Genomic DNA, 18,437 nt, shown 5'->3' with positions numbered 1-18,437 from the left:
TCTTTTTGGCATCCAGAAAAGTATTAAAAACAAACCGACAACAACCAAACTGATTGGTGAAAAAATTCTCCTGAACCTCATCAGGATAAATACGAACAACAAAACTCTTATACATAACAACTATCAAAAAAATACACCAAATAATAAAATATTAAATATAGATAATAAATTATTACTTATTGTATAGTTAATAATTATTTGATAATAGTATTTAAATATTTTGATAAAAAGTATTACTTTTCACACTTTATTCATATGATTTATACAGAGCCTATAATTTAAAAAATATATTTTTTAATTTTAACTTATAAATGAAAAATAATATTTTAAGACATTACTGAGAACTAAAATAGAAATTAATGAATAAAAAAGTTAAAAAAAAGGAAATTAAGAAATTGGATGAATAAGGTGATTATCTATAATAAATCTAACCATGTTTTCAACACCTATTGTAATAGACAACAACATCATAATTACAGAAAGGGCAAATAAAACAAGCCACACCCCAACATTCCATTTAATAACCTTAATTCCATCCAAGCTATAAACAGGAATTAAATTAAATGCAGCTAAAAAACTATTAACAGAATAACCCACACCAGACATTAAAAATATCAATTCAAAGATTATGGAATGTGATTTTAAAGGAGCTGTTAAAGCTGCAATTGTAAGAGATATTAATGCAAGCAAAATATTTGCCATTGGCCCTGCAACTGCAATTTTACCCAATATTTCTTCAGAAAGATTATCTGCAAAAACCTTAATTTCACCAGGAGCTGCAAAAACAAATCCTATAAATGCTGAAACAAGTGCTATTAATAATCCCAAAGGCCATGCTTTAAATTCCGCACGGTAACCATACTTCATTGCCCCAAATTTATGTCCAATCTCACGTAACATGAACCCAAAACCCACACCAACCATGATAATTGGCAAAATTGAAATGAAACCCCGAACATCCAGTCCAACATTGGATATTGCAAAAGCTATGGTAAGTATTATAAATGAAATTATTAAATCCCTTATTTCACTTTTTGTAAATTTAATCATAATATAACATATCGTATTTAATTTATAAAGATTTTTCTAATAAATAGATTTTTTAATTTTTTTCATTGAAAAAAAATTAACAGGATTTAATTAGAATAATATTTGAAATTTTTAATCTCATAATTTTAAACTAGATAAATTATCAGGAGCCACATAATAATAAAACAACAACAGAATCAATATAAAAATATGTCAATTACTTTAATTATCATCAACAAATTATATATAAAGACTAAAAAGTAGATACAAGGAAAGAAAAATATGAAAATAAATAAAGAACAAGAGGAAACACTAACCGAAAAACTAAAAAAAATGTTTTCATTAACCGAAGACTCAGCATCACATGACGAAATCCGTACTCGTCTTTTGGATGGTGGACAAGTCACCGGAACAAATATGTGCGTACTGGTCTGTGCAATGATAATAGCATCTGTAGGACTAAACATGAGTTCAACAGCTGTAATTATTGGTGCAATGCTGATTTCGCCAATAATGGGAAGTATTCTTGCCTCTGCATATGCAAGCGTGTCCGCAGATTACACACTACTTCGCAAACACGCGATGGGATTTGGAATACAAATTGCTATCAGTGTTATAGCAGCCACAATTTACTTTTTTCTCTCTCCGGTTAAAGAACCAACCGCTGAATTATTGGCAAGAACTGCACCAACATTTTATGATGTATTAATAGCCTTTTTTGGAGGACTTGCAGGAATAATCGGACAAACAAGAGAAGACAAAGTGAATACTGTTATTCCAGGTGTTGCAATTGCAACAGCCCTTATGCCACCATTATGTACCTGTGGTTATTCAATTGCAACCGGAAGATTGGATATGCTCCTTGGAGCCGGATACCTATTTATCCTTAATTCGTATTTCATTTTCCTCGCAGCAGTACTGATTATGAGTGTTTTGAAAATTCCTAAAGTGAGAGAATTGACGGAAAAAGAATGGAGAATACATCGTTTCAGAATGATAAGAAATACAATCTTAATTACATTACCGAGCATAATTGCAGTTTATATGATGATACGATAAAATGAACAAGTATTTTGAAGGAAAATGTGAAGAGTAATACTCTCTTCCCAAATAACTTTGAAGCAAGAAAAAATGATACGAAATAATATAATAAAATTTTAATTATTTTATAATATTCCAAGACAGAACATAACTAATTTTTCACATACAAAAAAAAATATATAAATTTAGAAAATATGATTTAACGAATCATATTAAACAGGATAAACATATACTAATACCACAAATCATATCTCAATAATTCTTAAATAATTGGTTTTTCTTGACTCACCTATCGGAAAACCTCCAGTAACTATTATTAAATCACCTTCATTTAAATTAAATTCTTCTTTAGCTACTTTTCTACAATTTTCAACCATTTCATCAGTATTTTCATATATATCAGTTATTACTGGTTTAACACCGAAGTTTAAAACAACTTTCTCTGCAATATGATTAGATGGACAACAAGCCAATATTGTTGAGTTTGGTCTCAAATTACTGATCTTTCGAGCAGTAAAACCTGTAAGACTAGTTGCAACTATTACTTTAATATCAGAATATTCAACAGCTCCAACAACCAATTTTGCAATTGTATCACTAACACCTATAATTCCTGTGTAAGCTACATGTTTTGTATAATCAATTTTTGATTCTACATTTTCACATATCCTGTTCATTATTGCAACAGAGTCAATAGGATATTTTCCAACAGTAGTTTCTCCAGACAACATTACACAATCAGTTCCATCCAATATTGCGTTAGCTACATCAGATACTTCTGCCCTGGTAGGTCTAGGACTTTCATACATTGAAGCCAACATTTCAGTTGCAACAATTGCAAACTTACCCCTTTGACGACATTTTTTAATTATGCTCTTTTGAAGCATTGGTAACTCTTCCATTGGAAATTCTACTCCCAAGTCTCCACGAGCTACCATAATCCCATCAGATTCATTGATTATATCATCTATATTTTCAATGCCCATACGACTTTCAATTTTTGAAATAATAAGAGCATCACCACCCGCTTCCTCAATAAGTTTACGAGCTTCCATAACGTCTTCCTTAGTATTTACAAAGGATAAAGCCAAATAATCACAAGCATGTTTTGCTGCAAAGGTAATATCTTTTTTATCGGCTTCACTAATGAAATCTAATTTTAAATCAACTCCAGGAACATTAATTGTTTTATTGTTTTGAATTTTACCATCACCACGAGCTTTTAATACAACAAAATCATCTTTCTTTTCAATAACTTCCAATTCCAGTAATGCATTGTCGATTAGAACTTTATCCCCTACTTTTATAAAATCTATTGCTTCACTATGATTTACTCCGAATTCGTTTTCATTACCCACTATGCAACTCTTACTCATCTTGATTATGTCATCTTTTTGAAGAGATACACCACCATGTTTAAATTTTAAAGTTCTGAATTCCGGTCCTTTAGTATCATACATAATGGCTACTGGTACATCACTTACTTTTCGTACTTCTCGAATAACTTCTATTGTTTTCAGTATACCTTGTTCTGTAGCATGACTAAGATTAATACGTGCACAATCCATACCTTTTTTAGCCATTTTCCCCATAATTTCTACAGAATCAGATGCAGGACCTATAGTACATATAATTTTTGTTTTTTTCACATTACACACCCACTAACTTTTTCTTAATTATAAAATAGAATTAAAAGAAAAAAAATCCAAATATTATAATTTCAACCAAACTTTCCATGAATTAATTATTGAAAAGCTAAAAAAAAACCAATAATTCATTTTTAAATATAAATATAAATATAATACATTTAACTAAAATCAATGTTATTTTTTTATATTGCCATTTATAGTATATTATATGATTAAATATTGTATATACTTTTATGAATTAAAACTTTCAATTTCCAAAAATTTTTACTGCTTTTTTCTTGAAATAATGAAATTTTATTGTTTGAACAGATTACTCCCGTTAAAAAAATAATTTTAAAATAAAGAAATATTTTAAAAAAAATAAAAAATAGAATATTAAATAATTATACTAATTAAATAAAGGAGGGAAAGGATTGGAACAAAAAAACCTAATTATAATATGTGTAACCGCAATCATCTGCATAGCAATATTATCAGGAACTATGTTACTGTTAAACAGTAAAAACATACAAACAAATAATACGACAAATGAAACCGTTAACATAACATTAAATGAAACAAACAATACAACAACAACTGCCACATCAACAAAGAAAACAACAAAAAATAGTGAAAATTATGACCCAGATTATGATCCTGAACGTGATGCCAGCCATAAATATGCAACAGAAGATAACCCAATAACAGTCCAACAAAGTGATGGAGAATACACTTATTACGGACCGGGACACTATGATTATTATGCTGGAGGTAACCATATGTCTGGAGGATACTACAAGGAAAGAAATAAACGATGAGATAATCTCTTCCTTAATACTTTTTTTAATATACTTATTTTAACCTAAATACATCCAGTTTAGCTGGAACTCTATCCAAAATTACTTCTTCACTAAAATGTACTGATTTGATTAATTCCAATCTTCTTTCAGTTGGCAAATAAGTAATGTATTCAATTGTCGAATAATAGAAAAATATTAGAATTTCTCTTGGATTTCTTTCTTTTGATTCTTCAATCCTTTTTAATACTTGTCTAAAAATCTTTGTGGAAAATGGATTGAAAAAATAAAAAATATTTGCTTCATCAGGAACATATTCTTCAGCTTTAGAATGTACAAAGGTAATTTCTCCATTATCACCATACCTTTCCAAGTTTTTACTTGCTACATTAAGCAGTCTTTCACTGTGGTCTACACCTATGACCCTACAACCTATTTGATTATTCAAGAAAAATCCAATCCGTCCCTTTCCACAACCATAATCAACAACAACATCCTCTTTTTTTATTAAATTTAATTTTACCAGTTCTTCCAGGACAACATATGGTGTAGGATCATAACCATAATTTTGATAATCCTCTTCAAAATAATCAAAAATCTCCGTATAAACTTTTAATTTAGAATCCCAAGCCAAATCATTAGAATCATTCATAAATTTTTCCCCCAAGTAGATTATTCTACCAATATTTAAATTTCATGTAAAAAAAAAATATAAAAAAAGAGATATGGATAAAATTTTACTGAATATTATTCATATCATTCCAGTATAAGACAATACTACTTGTGCAATGAGAGCTGATGCAAAATATGTTCCAAATATTACGAAACATGTTACGATAATACCTTTAATTCCAACCTTTTTAAAGTCTTTTAAGTCCTTACCCATCGCAATACCAGCATAAGCTAAAAGAATAGCAGTTATTGAAATTAAATCCACCTTGGATGTGTAATATATTACTGGTGCTGAAACAGGTGACCATGGTAGAGCAATTAATAAACCAATAATACTTATATAAAGAATTGAAGGGACATTCCACGGCAATATTTTTTCTATTATTAATCCTAAAAGAGAAATGAAACATAGAATGAACATTCCGATTAAAGCCTCTTGAAGAGGATATTGGAAACCAACATAATTTCCAATAGCAGTCATAATTGAAAATATAAGCAGTATACCAATCCATTCTATAATTGTAGATATTGATAAATTAAAGTTCATTAACAGTTTCCCCTTCAATTTTTAATTTTTTATCTGTAATCTTACTTATTATTGGTTCTAATAGGTTATACAAACGTTCTGTTAATGGTAAAGCAACGAATATGTACACATACATTCCAGTCACCATTGCAATCAAATTTGCCATTCCACTAAATGCTTCCATTTCAACAGCATATTGAGGATATATTGTAGCCAACGATGCTACTGCAGCAGCATTCATACTTGCACTACCAATACCACATGCCATACCGTATGCGAATGGGTGTAATGGTATTAAATAAGCAAGGACACTTGTTAATAAACTAATAAATGGTGTTCCCAATACAGTTCCTATCAAGAATACTGTGAAGAAACCTTTGGTTTCTGGAGATGCAAAACCAAATTTATCTATTACAACAGCCATTTGTGGTTCACGACAGATGGAACTTGTCATACCAATTGCTTCACGTTTAAATCCCAATAATAGTGCAATAGGCATTGCTGCAAATATTGTTCCTAAATTACCAACTTCCTGTAATAAAATTGCTGGTCCTGCATTAAAAATAATTCCTATATTTTGACCACTAGCAATTGCAAGTTTTGCTAGTAATGGTCCAATTAACAGCATCATTATTGCTGTAGACTTTTCTGATTGATCTTCTGAAATCCATGTAATTGGTTTTGCAATATAAAATGCTATTGCTAAAACCAATGAATACAATAATGGCATCAGTACTATTGAAATTCCGGCAAGATCTAAGGAAATAACTCCAATATATTCTGCTATAACTATACACAACAATACTGTTAAATGTAATTTATAATCTTTACACGCCCCATTAAGGTCATCCATTTCAGAATTATACTTGGTTTTTACTGGCATATTAATCTCTCTTATTATATAATAGAAAAATATTTACAATCTCAGGAAATTTACATATAATTTCCCCAATATTTAATAAATTTAATAATAGTTTTTATTCACATAGTATATAAACATTCTATGATTAAATATAAAAATTATTTATAATATTTATAGAGTTATAAAATAAATTATATGATTTTGTTTAAAAATAATTTTAGAGTTAAATTTTCTTTCCATGTTTTTTTCGATTTTAATTTACAAAAAAATAACCATCAAAAAAACAATTTATAAAAAAAGAATACAAACAGATTATAATAAAAATTAAAAATAAATAATCGTTAAAAATACAAATAAAATTAAAAATACTACATAAATTTAATATAAAACAATATTTAAGTTTATTTTTATATTATACGTATTTATACATCCATATTTAATAAAATAATAAAAAAGAAATTAAATGAAATTTTTATCAAAAATAAAAGCAAAATACAAATTAAATAAAATATAAACCTCTATTTACTTATTAAATTGTTAAAAAATCAATAATTCATATTTTTAAGAAACATTAGAAGATAATTTTATAATTCACAAAAAGTGTCCAATAATATGAAATTAAGTTCCTATTATATGAATAAATAATCATAAAAGTTCATAAAATGAGAACAAGTATTCTTTAAAAAGGTACAAAAAAGTGAACTATTTAAAATGAATAATGTTTAAAAAAGATATTCAAATCACTTCAAACAGTATACAACATAAGTAATTACAAAATTACAAAACTTTAAAAATAATCATTACCTAACAAAACCTAACTATTATCTCAAGAAAATAAAAAAAAAATCTTCTACTGTCTTTTCAACACAACAAATATATAATTTTTTTTAAAGAAATACTTTATTCAACAGAAAATTTCGGAGATTTTCTTAGTTTAATTTTGTAACTTATTATTTTAAGCATTCCTTACAACCATTATTTAAAAATACACTTAATTACAGGGTTTCATCGATTAATTCGTAAAATTTTTGTATTTTTATAGTCTAGAAGATAAAAAAATAATATTTTAATAAATAAAAAATAATCTAAAAAAAGTTATAAGTTATAACTAATAAGATTTTAGTTATAAGTTATTATATGATTAAAGATAAGAAAAAAATTAATTTAAAAAACTTCAAAAACCAAAAAAAGATTACAGTTTAATCAATGGCACAATATTACATAATAAAAAAAAATAATTCAATAAAAAAAGATTAAAAATAAAAAAGTTTAAATAGTATAAAAAACAAAACTATAATGTTTTGATTATTTAAAATAATTATAATATAACATGACCTGATAAATAAATAACATTCTTTTTCCCTAATAAATCCCATACTAAAATTAAACTCAAAATTTAATAATTTATTTAAAAAGATATAATATCAATGAGAATAAGAAACATTATTTTAAATTCATGTTATTTACCGTTTAAAAAGTATAAATTATTCATTTTAATTTTTATCCTAACTCTATTTTGTGAAGTTCTTTCAGACGAAATGTATTCAATAAATATTGGAAAATGGACTCCTTTAATGATGTTAGGAAACACGATAATAGCCATGATAATATTAGGTTTAATGATGAATATCACATATCGTGCAGTTTTTGAGGAAGAAATTAAATTAAATCCAAAAGAACACTTATTGGAAGGAATTAAAGAGTACGTGGTAACATTATATTATCTTTTATTAACTTTTATCATAAGTTCTCTATTTATCATACCTACAGGAGTCTATGCACGATTAACCCATATTAATGAATATATATCCAAAATGGACATAAATGCAACATTTATGACTTTTCATGAATTAGCACACCAATTACCTGTTGATTTACAGATAAATTTAATGCATAGTATTCAATTAAATGTTCTTATTGCGATAATTTTGTTAATATTTTTCACATCTATGGGTTTTATTGGGAAATTATTACTTTATAATACTGGAAAGATTAGTTATGCACTGGATTTTCGTAAAATATTTGTAGTGATAAAGAATATTGGAGTAAAAAGATACCTGAAGTTTTTGTTATGTATTGGAATAGTAACAATAATAATAGTAAACAGTACTTTTATACTAGGATATTTTTTTAGAGATACGGCAATTTCAGCATTAATTGAATCATTCACATTAATATTCTCAACAAATGCTTTTTATTTGATATACTTCAAATAATTCTTTTTATAAAATTTTAAAACCAATGCAATCATATCACTATTTCATATCCTTTTCTTTTATTATCCCTTCTTCTTGAATCAAATAAAATTAATGAGTAAACATTTGGATTGGTAATTAACATTTTCCAGACCTTATACGTGACTTGAACGAAATCTTCATTCAATTTAATATTATCCCTTATAATAGGACATTCATAAGGAAATTCATTTTCATCAAGGATTAAATGAAACTGTCCATCTTTTGATATGTGTGGAACTAATGGGAATGTTCTGCATTGTATTGGTCTAATACTTCTATCACAATGAGGAGGATCATTACATTCTACTATAAACACGTCATCTTTCCATGAACGAGGGTAATCCAAGTCTTTTGGATCTATATAATATACTTCAAAGTAGTCACTATCTTCATACATTAATTCCTCCCCCGGAAGTAAGTACAAAACAAGATCTTTATTGCGATATTCCCCTTCATCATATACACAACACACTTCCCCACATAATGTTCCACAATCAAAGTCTACGGGCGTAACTTCATCAAGCATTTCATACATTTTCTTTATGCTTTTTTTCATTTCCTCTGCCGAAATTTGCATTGTTAAAACCTTCCTCTTGTAATTAATAATATTCTATTTTTTGCTTTAAAATATTTCTTATATAAATATAAATGCCCCTTTAGTTTTTTCATTTTAAAAATAAAGTAATTGATAAATATTAAAAAATAGGTTGTCCTACGAACTAATAATTCATATAAAAAAAAATAATGAAAAAAAAGAGAAACAATATCTAGAAAACTAGTTTTTAAGTGCAAGTAATGCAATCTTTTCATTTATATTGTTTACAACATCACCAGAATTATTTAGTTCATATGCTTTAACAATAGTTTCTACATCATATTCTTCTAACAGGGAATCATTTCTGTTGGATAACAATTCTTCTGTTTTTCTAATTTGTTCTTCATCAACATCAATGTAAATTACTGTTACATTACCTTCATTTTTTATTCCAAGTAATTTTAGTGCTTCATTAATTTGTTTTTGTGCTGATAATCTAACACATATTTCTAATCCTTTGTCTTTAGCAAAATTTTGGTGTTCGTTAAAAGCTTTGAATGCTTGAGAAATTCCTTGGTTAAGATGACTTTGACCACAGATGTAATCACAGTCCAACAATTGGATTATTGAGCCATCCACCAAATCCGTTATTTTGTTTATCTCTTTAAGAAATGAAGGTATGTCCTCTACTTTATTGTTTTCATATGTACGGATTATGATATTGTAATCGGACAATAATTCCTTTTGTAAATCTTGCATCATTTTACCTTCTTTTTTTGTCTGTAAGTATTTTATTTACTCCTTTAAGGTATGCTTCTACACTAGCCATAATAATATCAGGCTCAGTACTTCTAGATGTGATAATTTTATCTTCATGTTTAAGCTTTACGAGTACATCGATGAGTGCATCTGTTCCGCCAGTTATTGCATCCACATGATATTCTTCAAGTGTAATGTCTGCCGTATCAACTATACTTTTTCTTATAGCTTCTATTGCAGCATCCACCGGACCTACTCCAACACCTGCTTCAATTCTTTCTCTGTTGTTTATATTGACTTTAACGGATGCTGTTGGTGTAACCTTGTTACCGGAAACTGTTGTGTATTCCTGTAATATTAATGAATCTTCAGGGTTGATACTAAGTATGTCGTCTGTAATTGCTTGTAAATCAACATCAGTAACTGTTTTACCCATATCAGATAATCTTTTTACTCTCTCAAATATTCTGTTTAATTCATCATCCGTTACTTCAGTGTTTGTTTCCTTGATTTTTTCACTTATGACATGTTTACCTACGTGTTTTCCAAGGATGAATCTTCTACGATGCCCTACTTTTTCTGGTTTCATTGGTTCATATGTATCCGTGTTTTTAAGTACGCCATCAGCATGTATTCCTGATTCGTGGGCAAATGCATTTGCTCCTACAATAGCTTTGTTTGTTTGTAATGTTACTCCAGATATTCTTTCTACCAATTGTGATGTTTCATAGAATAATTCTGTTTTAATATGTGTTTCTTCTTTGTATAATGATTCTATAGCCATTATAAGTTCTTCACATGAGGCATTCCCTGCTCTTTCACCAAGCCCATTTATTGTTACGTGAGCTTGTGTTGCTCCGGCCCTTAATGCAGCAAGCGTGTTTGCTACTGCAAGGCCAAAGTCATTGTGACAGTGCACACTTAATGGCATGTTTAATTCAGATAATTGTCCATAGAATTCATATGCTTTTTCAGGAGTTAATAATCCTATAGTGTCACAGGCACATATTCTGTCAGCTCCAGCATCAATACATTTTGTGTATAAATGTTTCAAGTCTTCAACACTTGTTCTGGTTGCATCTTCAGTTGATAATTCAACTATTAATCCGTGACTCTTAGCATATTCTGTAGCATTAACTGCCATTTCTTCAACTTGATCCCTAGTTTTGCGAAGTTTCTGTTCTATATGTAGGTCACTTGATGGAATTACTAAATGAATACTGTCAACTTCACAACCAATTGCTGTATCTATGTCAATTTTTACAGGTCTTGCAAAACTACATATCTCAGCATTGAGATTGTTTTCTGTAATTGTTTTGATACTTTTTTGTTCATCCTTTGATGTTATGGCTGATCCTGCCTCTATAACATCCACACCCAGTTCATCTAATTTTAATGCTATCTTTAATTTTTCATTAGATGTTATCAATACTCCAGGTGTTTGTTCACCATCCCTTAGAGTGGTATCCAATATTCTTAGATTTTCAAACATTTTATCACCTATCTTTAGCTAAAACCGTAATTATTCTTGTTAAACTTTTATGCATTCTGATTGCATGTTGTTCCAATATTTTAAGTGGTGTGCTTTCAACAACTTCATTCATATCAATATAATGTGGACTTGCCATACAGATATAACCATCGTCTTTCAAATGTTTTTCAATTGCAATGAGTGCTTCTGTATATAATTTTTTGGTATCTTCACCACCTAATGTTGTGGAAATACCATAGGGAGGATCCATTGCTACTGCATCAACTATTTCATCAATTTCTAACTTTCTAACATCTTCCCAATAAACTTTGAAATTTTCAAATCCTTCATGAGCGAGGTTTAATTTTGTTCCTTCATACATACATTTTTCCAAATCAGATGCTATTAAAACAGTGTTTAAATCACCTGCTTCAATTAGTATTCCACCCGTTCCACAGAAAGGATCTAAAACAACATCCCCCTCTTTAACATGAGCAAGATTTACCATGCATAATGCCAGTTTCGGACTCATTGATCCAGGATGGAAATATGGTCTTTTATGAGGCTTGTTATCAAAGAAGTGTCTTTTATCCTGTTCAATTAAAAGTTCTGTTATAATAACTTTATTATATCCAACAACTCTCTCTTCTTTAAATTCATTTGTTACTGTTTTTGGATTAGTGTATACTAATTTAATAGTATGTACTGCATTATCCAGGGATACAGGCATTTGACAATCCTGTTTTATGTAACCCCCAATATTCCTTTCGATTTTATCTTTATCAACTTCACCATTACCCATTCGTTTTACCCTAACTTTAAATGAGTCTTGAATTTGTTCTTTCCAATCGATTTTCTTAATTACATCTTCTAATTCTTCAGGAGTTGTTTTATCTAATGTTAATAAGATTTCATGAGTATATCCTAGATGTGAACCTAATTCAATTATTTTTTCTTTATCGGCACAGACATCCAGTTCTATTACACCAGGATATTCATTTATTATGTCATATTCAATTTTTAATGTTCCAAGTCTTGCAAGTAGTTCTGCTTTAGGTAATGTTTCGTTTTCCTGTGATAATATTACAGTGATTTCCATATGTTTTTAAGCCTCCTTACACCTATTTTTGGCACTAGTTTAAATATTATTCCAGTCTTTACCAATTCTTTTAATAACGGCGTTTGATTATCCATATCTCCATATTCTGAAATAATCTTATCAACTTCGTATTCTTTTAATTTTTTAAACATGTAATTGAAGTCATCTTCAGTCATGTCCCTAATAATATTCTGAACATTTTTTTGTGCTTTAAATTCATCATAATAACGTTTATGATACTCTTTCTCATAATTAAGTAGATATTTGTTGTTACCTTCTTCCAACATTTTAATAGAATTTTTACTTGCTATTTCAACACAGTTAAATCCTGAAATTAATCCCCCACCGGTTGTAGGTTTTACTTGACTGGCAGAATCACCTAATAATATTGTGTTATTTTTTACAATTCTTTTATTAGGATTAAATTTTGGAATCAGCCCATTATGTTTTTCAATAATTTCATCAGAACTTTTTAATTGATTATTTAATATTTTTTCAGCTTCAGAATAAGAACCTTCCGTGAACAATCCTACTCTTTTTGTAAAAGGAGACGTTGGAATTTCCCATAAAAATCCGGGAAGAATTCCTTCCTTAATACTCAAATTAACATAATCCAATTCTTGATTCTCAGTTTTTACTGTGTACTGCAATCCCAGGAATGATTCATCGTTTAAATCAGGATTCATCTTTTTTGATGTATGACATGTTGGTCCTGATGCTACTGCAATTAATTTGGCAGAATATTTGCGTTCTGCTGTTTTGATAGTTGTATTGTCAATATCCACATCAAGGACTCTTTCACCTAAATGGTGTGTTACTCCTGCATCAACTGCCCTATCGAATAAGTATTTATCATACATAACCCGGTCTAATACATATGCCACCGTTTTTTCTTTACGAACACGTATCATAGTTCCTTCAGGTGAGTAAAGATTTGCTCCTTTTACTCGGTTATTTATAACATGTTCAGGTAGATTTTTTGTATCACAGATATTTGTTGAAACAAGACCTGCACATTGTAGTGGTTGACCTATCCTATTTTTCATATCAAACAATGCAACATCAAAACCTTCTTTGGCCATTTTATATGCATATGTTGAACCTATAGGTCCTGCCCCAACCACTATTATATCATAATTAGTCATTTAACATCCCATCTACTTTTTATGTCGTTTAAACATTTGATTATGTTTTTTAAATATTTGTTCTTTATCAAGTTCTTGTGATGATTGATATTGATTGTTTTGTTGCCAGTTTTCTTCTTGTCTTTCAGGGGTTATAACCTCCCCTTCATCATAATATGAAACATTTTCCTGAGTATGATCAGGTTGAATGCATTCTTCATCTGTGAAATCCTCTTGTGAATACTTTTCATTTATTGGTTGATAATTCGGTTGTGGATTATAGTTATTTTGCGGATTATAATTGGATTGCTGATTATACTGTTGATTAGGGTCATGTTGTTGATAATATTGCTGATCATATTGATTATGTGGATTATACTGATTCTGTTGATTAGGATTAGGTTGTTGTTGATAATTCTGCTGATTATACTGATTTTGTGGATTATAATTTGGCTGTTGTTGATAATTCTGCTGATTATACTGATTTTGTGGATTATAATTTGGCTGTTGTTGATAATTCTGCTGATTATATGGATTTTGTTGATAATTATTATAGGTATTTTGTTGAGCAAAACCAACAGCATTCATACAATTTAATATTATTTCTTCAGCTTTTTTAGGTGAAGGAATATCATCAAGGATAGTTTCAGACATTTCATTAGCACCATATATTATAATATCACCCACACCCAAAATTCTTTCAAGAATAGATTGATTAATTTCAATATCTTGAATTTTATGGTATGCCATTATAATTTTCTCTTTATGGATAAAACCTCTCTGAATAACAACATGTGAATCTGTGAACACATAATTTGTATAATTCCAATCAAGAACATCGAGTATTAACTTAATTAGTACAACCAATATTAACAAGAACAATAACAATTCAGTATAGAACATTACATTATCCACAGCAATATGGAAGTTTTCTACAAGATCTTCATGCAATACATAGACAAATGCCATGATTGGTGAAAACATGAAAACTAATATGAATAATACAACAATTTTTAGAATAAAATTATCGGAATATAACCAGAAACTAGGTTTAGTCTCCAATAATATTTTTTCTGATGTATTAAATTCACTTCTATTTTGATGTTCTTTCCTTTTATTAGGATTTGGTTTAGGCATCATACAAAATACCTCCCTTTATTTAAATATGTTAAATATATTTGTTACTTATTAATAATATATTTATAAGTCATCACAACCACATTAAAAGGAAATAATATGAAAAATAAAATATTTGAAAAAGAAATAAGCATTGAATCAACACATCTTTTATTAAAAACAGATGTAAAAACAAATATTGAAGAATATATTATTAATCAAAGAGAAATTATTCAAAAACAAATTAATAAAAACCCCAAATTTAATGGTTATAAACCAGTAGACATTATAACTTCACCAAGAATTTTAGAATTAATGACAAATGCTGGAAAAATTGCTGGAATAGGCCCAATGTCTTCAGTAGCCGGAAGCATAAGTCAAGTATGTTTAGAATATCTTGAAAAACATGAAACAAAATTTAGTGTACTTGAAAATGGTGGAGATATTGCATTGAAGACAAATAAAGAATTAATATTAGGAATTTATGCAGGGAAAAGCATATTTACAAACAATATAGCTTTAAAAATAAAAGCAAAAAAAGAAGGCTATGGAATTTGCACATCCAGTGGAACTGTAGGACCATCAAAAAGTTTTGGTAAAACAGATGCTACTATTGTACTTGGAAAAGAAGCGAGTATTTGTGATAGTTTAGCAACCAAAATTGCTAATTTTGGAAATGGTGAAGATGACGAAGAGATAATTAACAATTCTTTAGAAAAAGCTGAAGAATACCTTGAATATTGTGATGGAATCATAGTTATTAAAGGAGAATACTTAGCAAAAATAGGACATATACCAAAAATTGTTAAAATGGAATAAAAATCCAATTAACCCATTACAAAAAATTTAAAATAATTAAAAAAAATATTCTTATACAAGAATAATAATTAAAAAAAAAATAAGGTGAAAAAAATGGAAGAACAAAAATACTGTCAATCCTGTGGAATGCCAATAACAGAGGACATATTAGGTACTGAAAAAGATGGTAGTACGAGTGAAGATTACTGTAAATTCTGTTATGAAAAAGGTGAATTTTTACAAGACTTTACCATGGCAGAAATGATTGAATTTTGCATACCTTTGGTTGTTGCAAACTCAGATATGGATGAACAATCAGTAAGCATAATGTTAAACAAATTCATTCCACAACTAAAAAGATGGAAAAAATAATAAACACCAACTTTCCCTTACCTATTTTTTTGAATGTGAATCATTCAGATATATTCTTTTCAATTTTTTAATTGAATTAACATAAACATAATTCAATAATAAATTTTTTTTCAATTATCAATTAATTAAAGCACGTGAATAAAAATATCTTTATTCAATTAAAAACAGTTAATATAATAAATTATAAAAGATAAATGGTTATTATAGTGATTAATACTCAAAAAGAGAAGGTATACTATAATGACAAAAATAATTCAAATATCTGATTTACATACCGGTTTTTCAGAATTTAGGGAAGACATTCTACTAAGAGCCATCAATAAAATTAATAAATTACAACCAGATGCTGTAGTAATATCTGGAGACATAACGGATAATGGATATTATAAAGAATTTGTTAAAGCAAAAGAATATATTGATCTGATAGATTCACCAACAATAGTGATACCTGGAAATCATGACGCAAGAAATATTGGTGATGAAGTTTTTGAAGAAATAATAGGAAACCGTGACAGTACTTTAGAAATAAAGGATGCTAATATTAAAATAATAGGATTGGATAGCAGTGTCCCTGATTTAGGCCATGGTAAAATTGGTAGATTTCAGAGAAAATTTTTGGAAAAGGAAATAAAAGATGCTAAAGATAGGAACATGTTTATTATCATTACTGTTCATCACCATATTATCTCTGTTCCCAATACAGGTAGAGAAAGAAATGTTTTAAGTGATGCAGGAGACATTCTATTAATATTACTTCAAAATGATATAAATTTAGTATTGTCCGGCCACAAACATGTGCCTCATGTATGGAAAATGAATAATACCCTATTTGTTACTGCAGGTACTGTTTCTTCAATGAAATTACGTGGAAATACTCAACCATCATTTAATCTCTTGGAAATAAATGATGATGAAACACATATTACTTTATATAACTATGATGGAAGCACTAAAGAATTAACACCACCATAAAAAAAAATAACAAAGTAGAAAAGTAAATTTCTACTTTATATGTTATAAACATACAAATGTTGTATTAATTTCATATGAATTATACTTATCATTACCACTATAACCAACGGTAACGTTATTTATTCCAGTAGTAGTTATTGGCATTGTAAATACATAAACTCCATTATTATCTGTTCTGGCATAATACTTTTTACCATTTATTACTATTTTTACATTACTACTAATTATTGCTTTACCCTCAGCATTAGTGAATTTACCCGTAATAGTTACATTTTCACCACTAGCTACAGGATCAATAGGATTGTAAGTAACAATCACGTCTTGTTTACCCACATTGAATGTTGTAGTAGTTTCATAAGAATTATAATTTTCGTTACCACTGTAACCTATGGAAACTTCATTTATTCCCATATCTATTGTTTTAGCTGTGAATGTAAATGCACCTGAACTATCCGTTCTAGCATAATACTTTTTACCGTTTATAATAATTTTAACATTACTATTACCAATAGCTTTACCATTTACATCTGTAAATGTACCTGTAATAGTCACATTAGAACCATATGCCACATCTTCAATTGGATTGAAAGTTACAATTACATCTTGTTTAACAACATTAAATGTACCATTTGTTTCATAAGCATTATAATTATCATTACCTGCATAAGCAACAGTTACATTATTAAGACCAACTACTGTTGTCTTAGTAGATAACGTGTATGTACCTGTTTTATCAGTCCGTGCTAAATATTTAACTCCATTAATAAATACCCTTACATTACTGTTAGATATTGGTTTACCTTCAACAGTAGTGAATTTACCAGTAATAGTAACATTTTCACCACGAACAACTTCTTCTATTTCATCAAAAGTAACAATCACATCACACTTAATTGTTTCAAATTCAGATTTTGTATTATGCGGATTATATTTTTCATTTCCATCATAACTGACTGTTACATTATTAATTCCAATAGTTTTAGCTCTGTAATCATAAGTAAAGATTCCATTTTCATCAGTTGTGATATCATAATTTTGATTATTAATTGTAATTGATAAATTTTGTTCAGATAATTCTAGACCATTACTGTCAGTTAATTTTCCTGAAATAGTAACATAATTTCCATAAACAGTTTCAGGAATTTCATCAAGAACAATAACAGTATCCTTCTTAATCATTTCTAATATTTCATCAATTTTATCACTTAATTCATCAATTTTATCATTAGCTACATCCAATTCATCACTTAATTCATCAATTTTATCATTAGCTACATCCAATTCATCATTTAAATCATCAATTTTATCATTAGCTACATCCAATTCATCATTTAAATCATCAATTTTATCATTAGCTACATCCAATTCATCATTTAAATCATCAATTTTATCATTAGCT

General features: G+C 28.3%; 20 protein-coding genes. 7 read left to right on the top strand and 13 right to left on the bottom strand.

Annotated features, from left to right (window positions below):
* Together QZZ11_RS09320 and QZZ11_RS06345 are read right to left on the bottom strand one after the other, a co-directional pair.
* Positions 1-115, bottom strand: a 115-nt coding sequence (locus QZZ11_RS09320) for a helix-turn-helix domain-containing protein (protein ID WP_365952875.1), incomplete at its 3' end; no start/stop codon positions are given.
* Between the two features lie 272 nt (positions 116-387).
* Positions 388-900, bottom strand: a complete 513-nt coding sequence (locus QZZ11_RS06345; protein WP_292474561.1) for a site-2 protease family protein — start codon at positions 898-900, stop codon at positions 388-390.
* Here QZZ11_RS06345 and QZZ11_RS06340 point away from each other — a divergent pair.
* Positions 899-1,057 (top strand): hypothetical protein, encoded by a 159-nt coding sequence (locus tag QZZ11_RS06340; RefSeq protein ID WP_292474560.1) that lies wholly within the window; start codon positions 899-901, stop codon positions 1,055-1,057. The two genes, QZZ11_RS06345 and QZZ11_RS06340, sit on opposite strands and share 2 nt — an antisense overlap.
* Positions 1,058-1,362: 305 nt before the next feature.
* Entirely contained in the window at positions 1,363-2,088 is a 726-nt protein-coding gene (locus QZZ11_RS06335) for a DUF389 domain-containing protein (protein WP_292474558.1), read from the top strand.
* A 227-nt stretch (positions 2,089-2,315) separates the two neighbouring features.
* On the opposite strand, the gene pyk is transcribed toward QZZ11_RS06335, so the two are convergent.
* Positions 2,316-3,719, bottom strand: a complete 1,404-nt coding sequence (gene pyk / locus QZZ11_RS06330; RefSeq protein ID WP_292474556.1) for a pyruvate kinase — start codon at positions 3,717-3,719, stop codon at positions 2,316-2,318.
* A gap of 413 nt (positions 3,720-4,132) precedes the next feature.
* Here pyk and QZZ11_RS06325 point away from each other — a divergent pair, with 413 nt between their 5' ends.
* Complete coding sequence (locus QZZ11_RS06325; protein ID WP_292474555.1) at positions 4,133-4,516, top strand: hypothetical protein; 384 nt, start codon at positions 4,133-4,135, stop codon at positions 4,514-4,516.
* 34 nt (positions 4,517-4,550) lie between these two features.
* Here the strand turns inward: QZZ11_RS06325 and QZZ11_RS06320 are convergent, their stop codons facing one another.
* The 3 genes from QZZ11_RS06320 to QZZ11_RS06310 form a co-directional block, all read right to left on the bottom strand.
* The gene (locus tag QZZ11_RS06320; RefSeq protein WP_292474553.1) at positions 4,551-5,147 is read right to left on the bottom strand and encodes a class I SAM-dependent methyltransferase; all 597 of its coding nucleotides are present in this window, start codon (positions 5,145-5,147) and stop codon (positions 4,551-4,553) included.
* A gap of 99 nt (positions 5,148-5,246) precedes the next feature.
* Positions 5,247-5,648, bottom strand: coding sequence for a hypothetical protein (locus QZZ11_RS06315; protein ID WP_292474552.1), 402 nt, complete (start codon positions 5,646-5,648; stop codon positions 5,247-5,249).
* 55 nt (positions 5,649-5,703) lie between these two features.
* The gene (locus QZZ11_RS06310) at positions 5,704-6,576 is read right to left on the bottom strand and encodes a DUF3100 domain-containing protein (protein ID WP_292474550.1); all 873 of its coding nucleotides are present in this window, start codon (positions 6,574-6,576) and stop codon (positions 5,704-5,706) included.
* A 1,517-nt stretch (positions 6,577-8,093) separates the two neighbouring features.
* Between QZZ11_RS06310 and QZZ11_RS06305 the strand changes: the two genes are divergently transcribed.
* The gene (locus QZZ11_RS06305; protein ID WP_292474549.1) at positions 8,094-8,771 is read left to right on the top strand and encodes a DUF4013 domain-containing protein; all 678 of its coding nucleotides are present in this window, start codon (positions 8,094-8,096) and stop codon (positions 8,769-8,771) included.
* A gap of 31 nt (positions 8,772-8,802) precedes the next feature.
* Here the strand turns inward: QZZ11_RS06305 and QZZ11_RS06300 are convergent, their stop codons facing one another.
* The 6 genes from QZZ11_RS06300 to QZZ11_RS06275 form a co-directional block, all read right to left on the bottom strand.
* A complete protein-coding gene (locus tag QZZ11_RS06300) occupies positions 8,803-9,369 on the bottom strand; it encodes a hypothetical protein (RefSeq protein ID WP_292474547.1) in 567 nt (188 codons plus the stop codon).
* Between the two features lie 198 nt (positions 9,370-9,567).
* On the bottom strand, positions 9,568-10,086 hold the full coding sequence (gene cgi121, locus QZZ11_RS06295; RefSeq protein ID WP_292474546.1) for a KEOPS complex subunit Cgi121: 519 nt from the start codon (positions 10,084-10,086) through the stop codon (positions 9,568-9,570).
* Positions 10,087-10,090: 4 nt separating this feature from the next.
* Complete coding sequence (locus tag QZZ11_RS06290) at positions 10,091-11,578, bottom strand: (R)-citramalate synthase (RefSeq protein ID WP_292474544.1); 1,488 nt, start codon at positions 11,576-11,578, stop codon at positions 10,091-10,093.
* A gap of 4 nt (positions 11,579-11,582) precedes the next feature.
* Positions 11,583-12,656: a THUMP domain-containing protein gene (locus tag QZZ11_RS06285; RefSeq protein ID WP_292474542.1), complete on the bottom strand. Its 1,074-nt coding sequence runs from the start codon at positions 12,654-12,656 to the stop codon at positions 11,583-11,585.
* Positions 12,641-13,801 (bottom strand): NAD(P)/FAD-dependent oxidoreductase, encoded by a 1,161-nt coding sequence (locus QZZ11_RS06280; protein ID WP_292474540.1) that lies wholly within the window; start codon positions 13,799-13,801, stop codon positions 12,641-12,643. Before QZZ11_RS06280 ends, QZZ11_RS06285 begins: the two co-directional genes overlap by 16 nt.
* Positions 13,802-13,813: 12 nt before the next feature.
* Positions 13,814-14,920, bottom strand: a complete 1,107-nt coding sequence (locus QZZ11_RS06275; protein ID WP_292474539.1) for a PH domain-containing protein — start codon at positions 14,918-14,920, stop codon at positions 13,814-13,816.
* 96 nt (positions 14,921-15,016) lie between these two features.
* On the opposite strand from QZZ11_RS06275, the gene QZZ11_RS06270 reads away from it, so the two are divergent.
* From QZZ11_RS06270 to QZZ11_RS06260, 3 genes are all read left to right on the top strand, one after another.
* The gene (locus QZZ11_RS06270) at positions 15,017-15,715 is read left to right on the top strand and encodes a UPF0280 family protein (RefSeq protein ID WP_292474537.1); all 699 of its coding nucleotides are present in this window, start codon (positions 15,017-15,019) and stop codon (positions 15,713-15,715) included.
* A gap of 93 nt (positions 15,716-15,808) precedes the next feature.
* Positions 15,809-16,066 carry a zinc ribbon domain-containing protein gene (locus QZZ11_RS06265; protein WP_292474535.1) on the top strand — a complete coding sequence of 86 codons (258 nt, stop codon included), beginning with the start codon at positions 15,809-15,811 and terminating at the stop codon, positions 16,064-16,066.
* A gap of 240 nt (positions 16,067-16,306) precedes the next feature.
* Positions 16,307-17,038, top strand: coding sequence for a metallophosphoesterase (locus QZZ11_RS06260; RefSeq protein ID WP_292474534.1), 732 nt, complete (start codon positions 16,307-16,309; stop codon positions 17,036-17,038).
* Between the two features lie 42 nt (positions 17,039-17,080).
* Here QZZ11_RS06260 and QZZ11_RS06255 read toward each other — a convergent pair.
* Positions 17,081-18,437 (bottom strand): Ig-like domain repeat protein (locus tag QZZ11_RS06255; protein ID WP_292474532.1); only part of this gene is annotated, 1,357 nt, incomplete at its 5' end.

Origin of the sequence: Methanosphaera sp. (genome assembly GCF_016282985.1) — an archaeon.
GTDB lineage: Archaea > Methanobacteriota > Methanobacteria > Methanobacteriales > Methanobacteriaceae > Methanosphaera.
The sequence above is the reverse complement of the archived record's forward strand: the minus strand, read 5'-3'. Positions and strand labels throughout refer to the sequence as shown.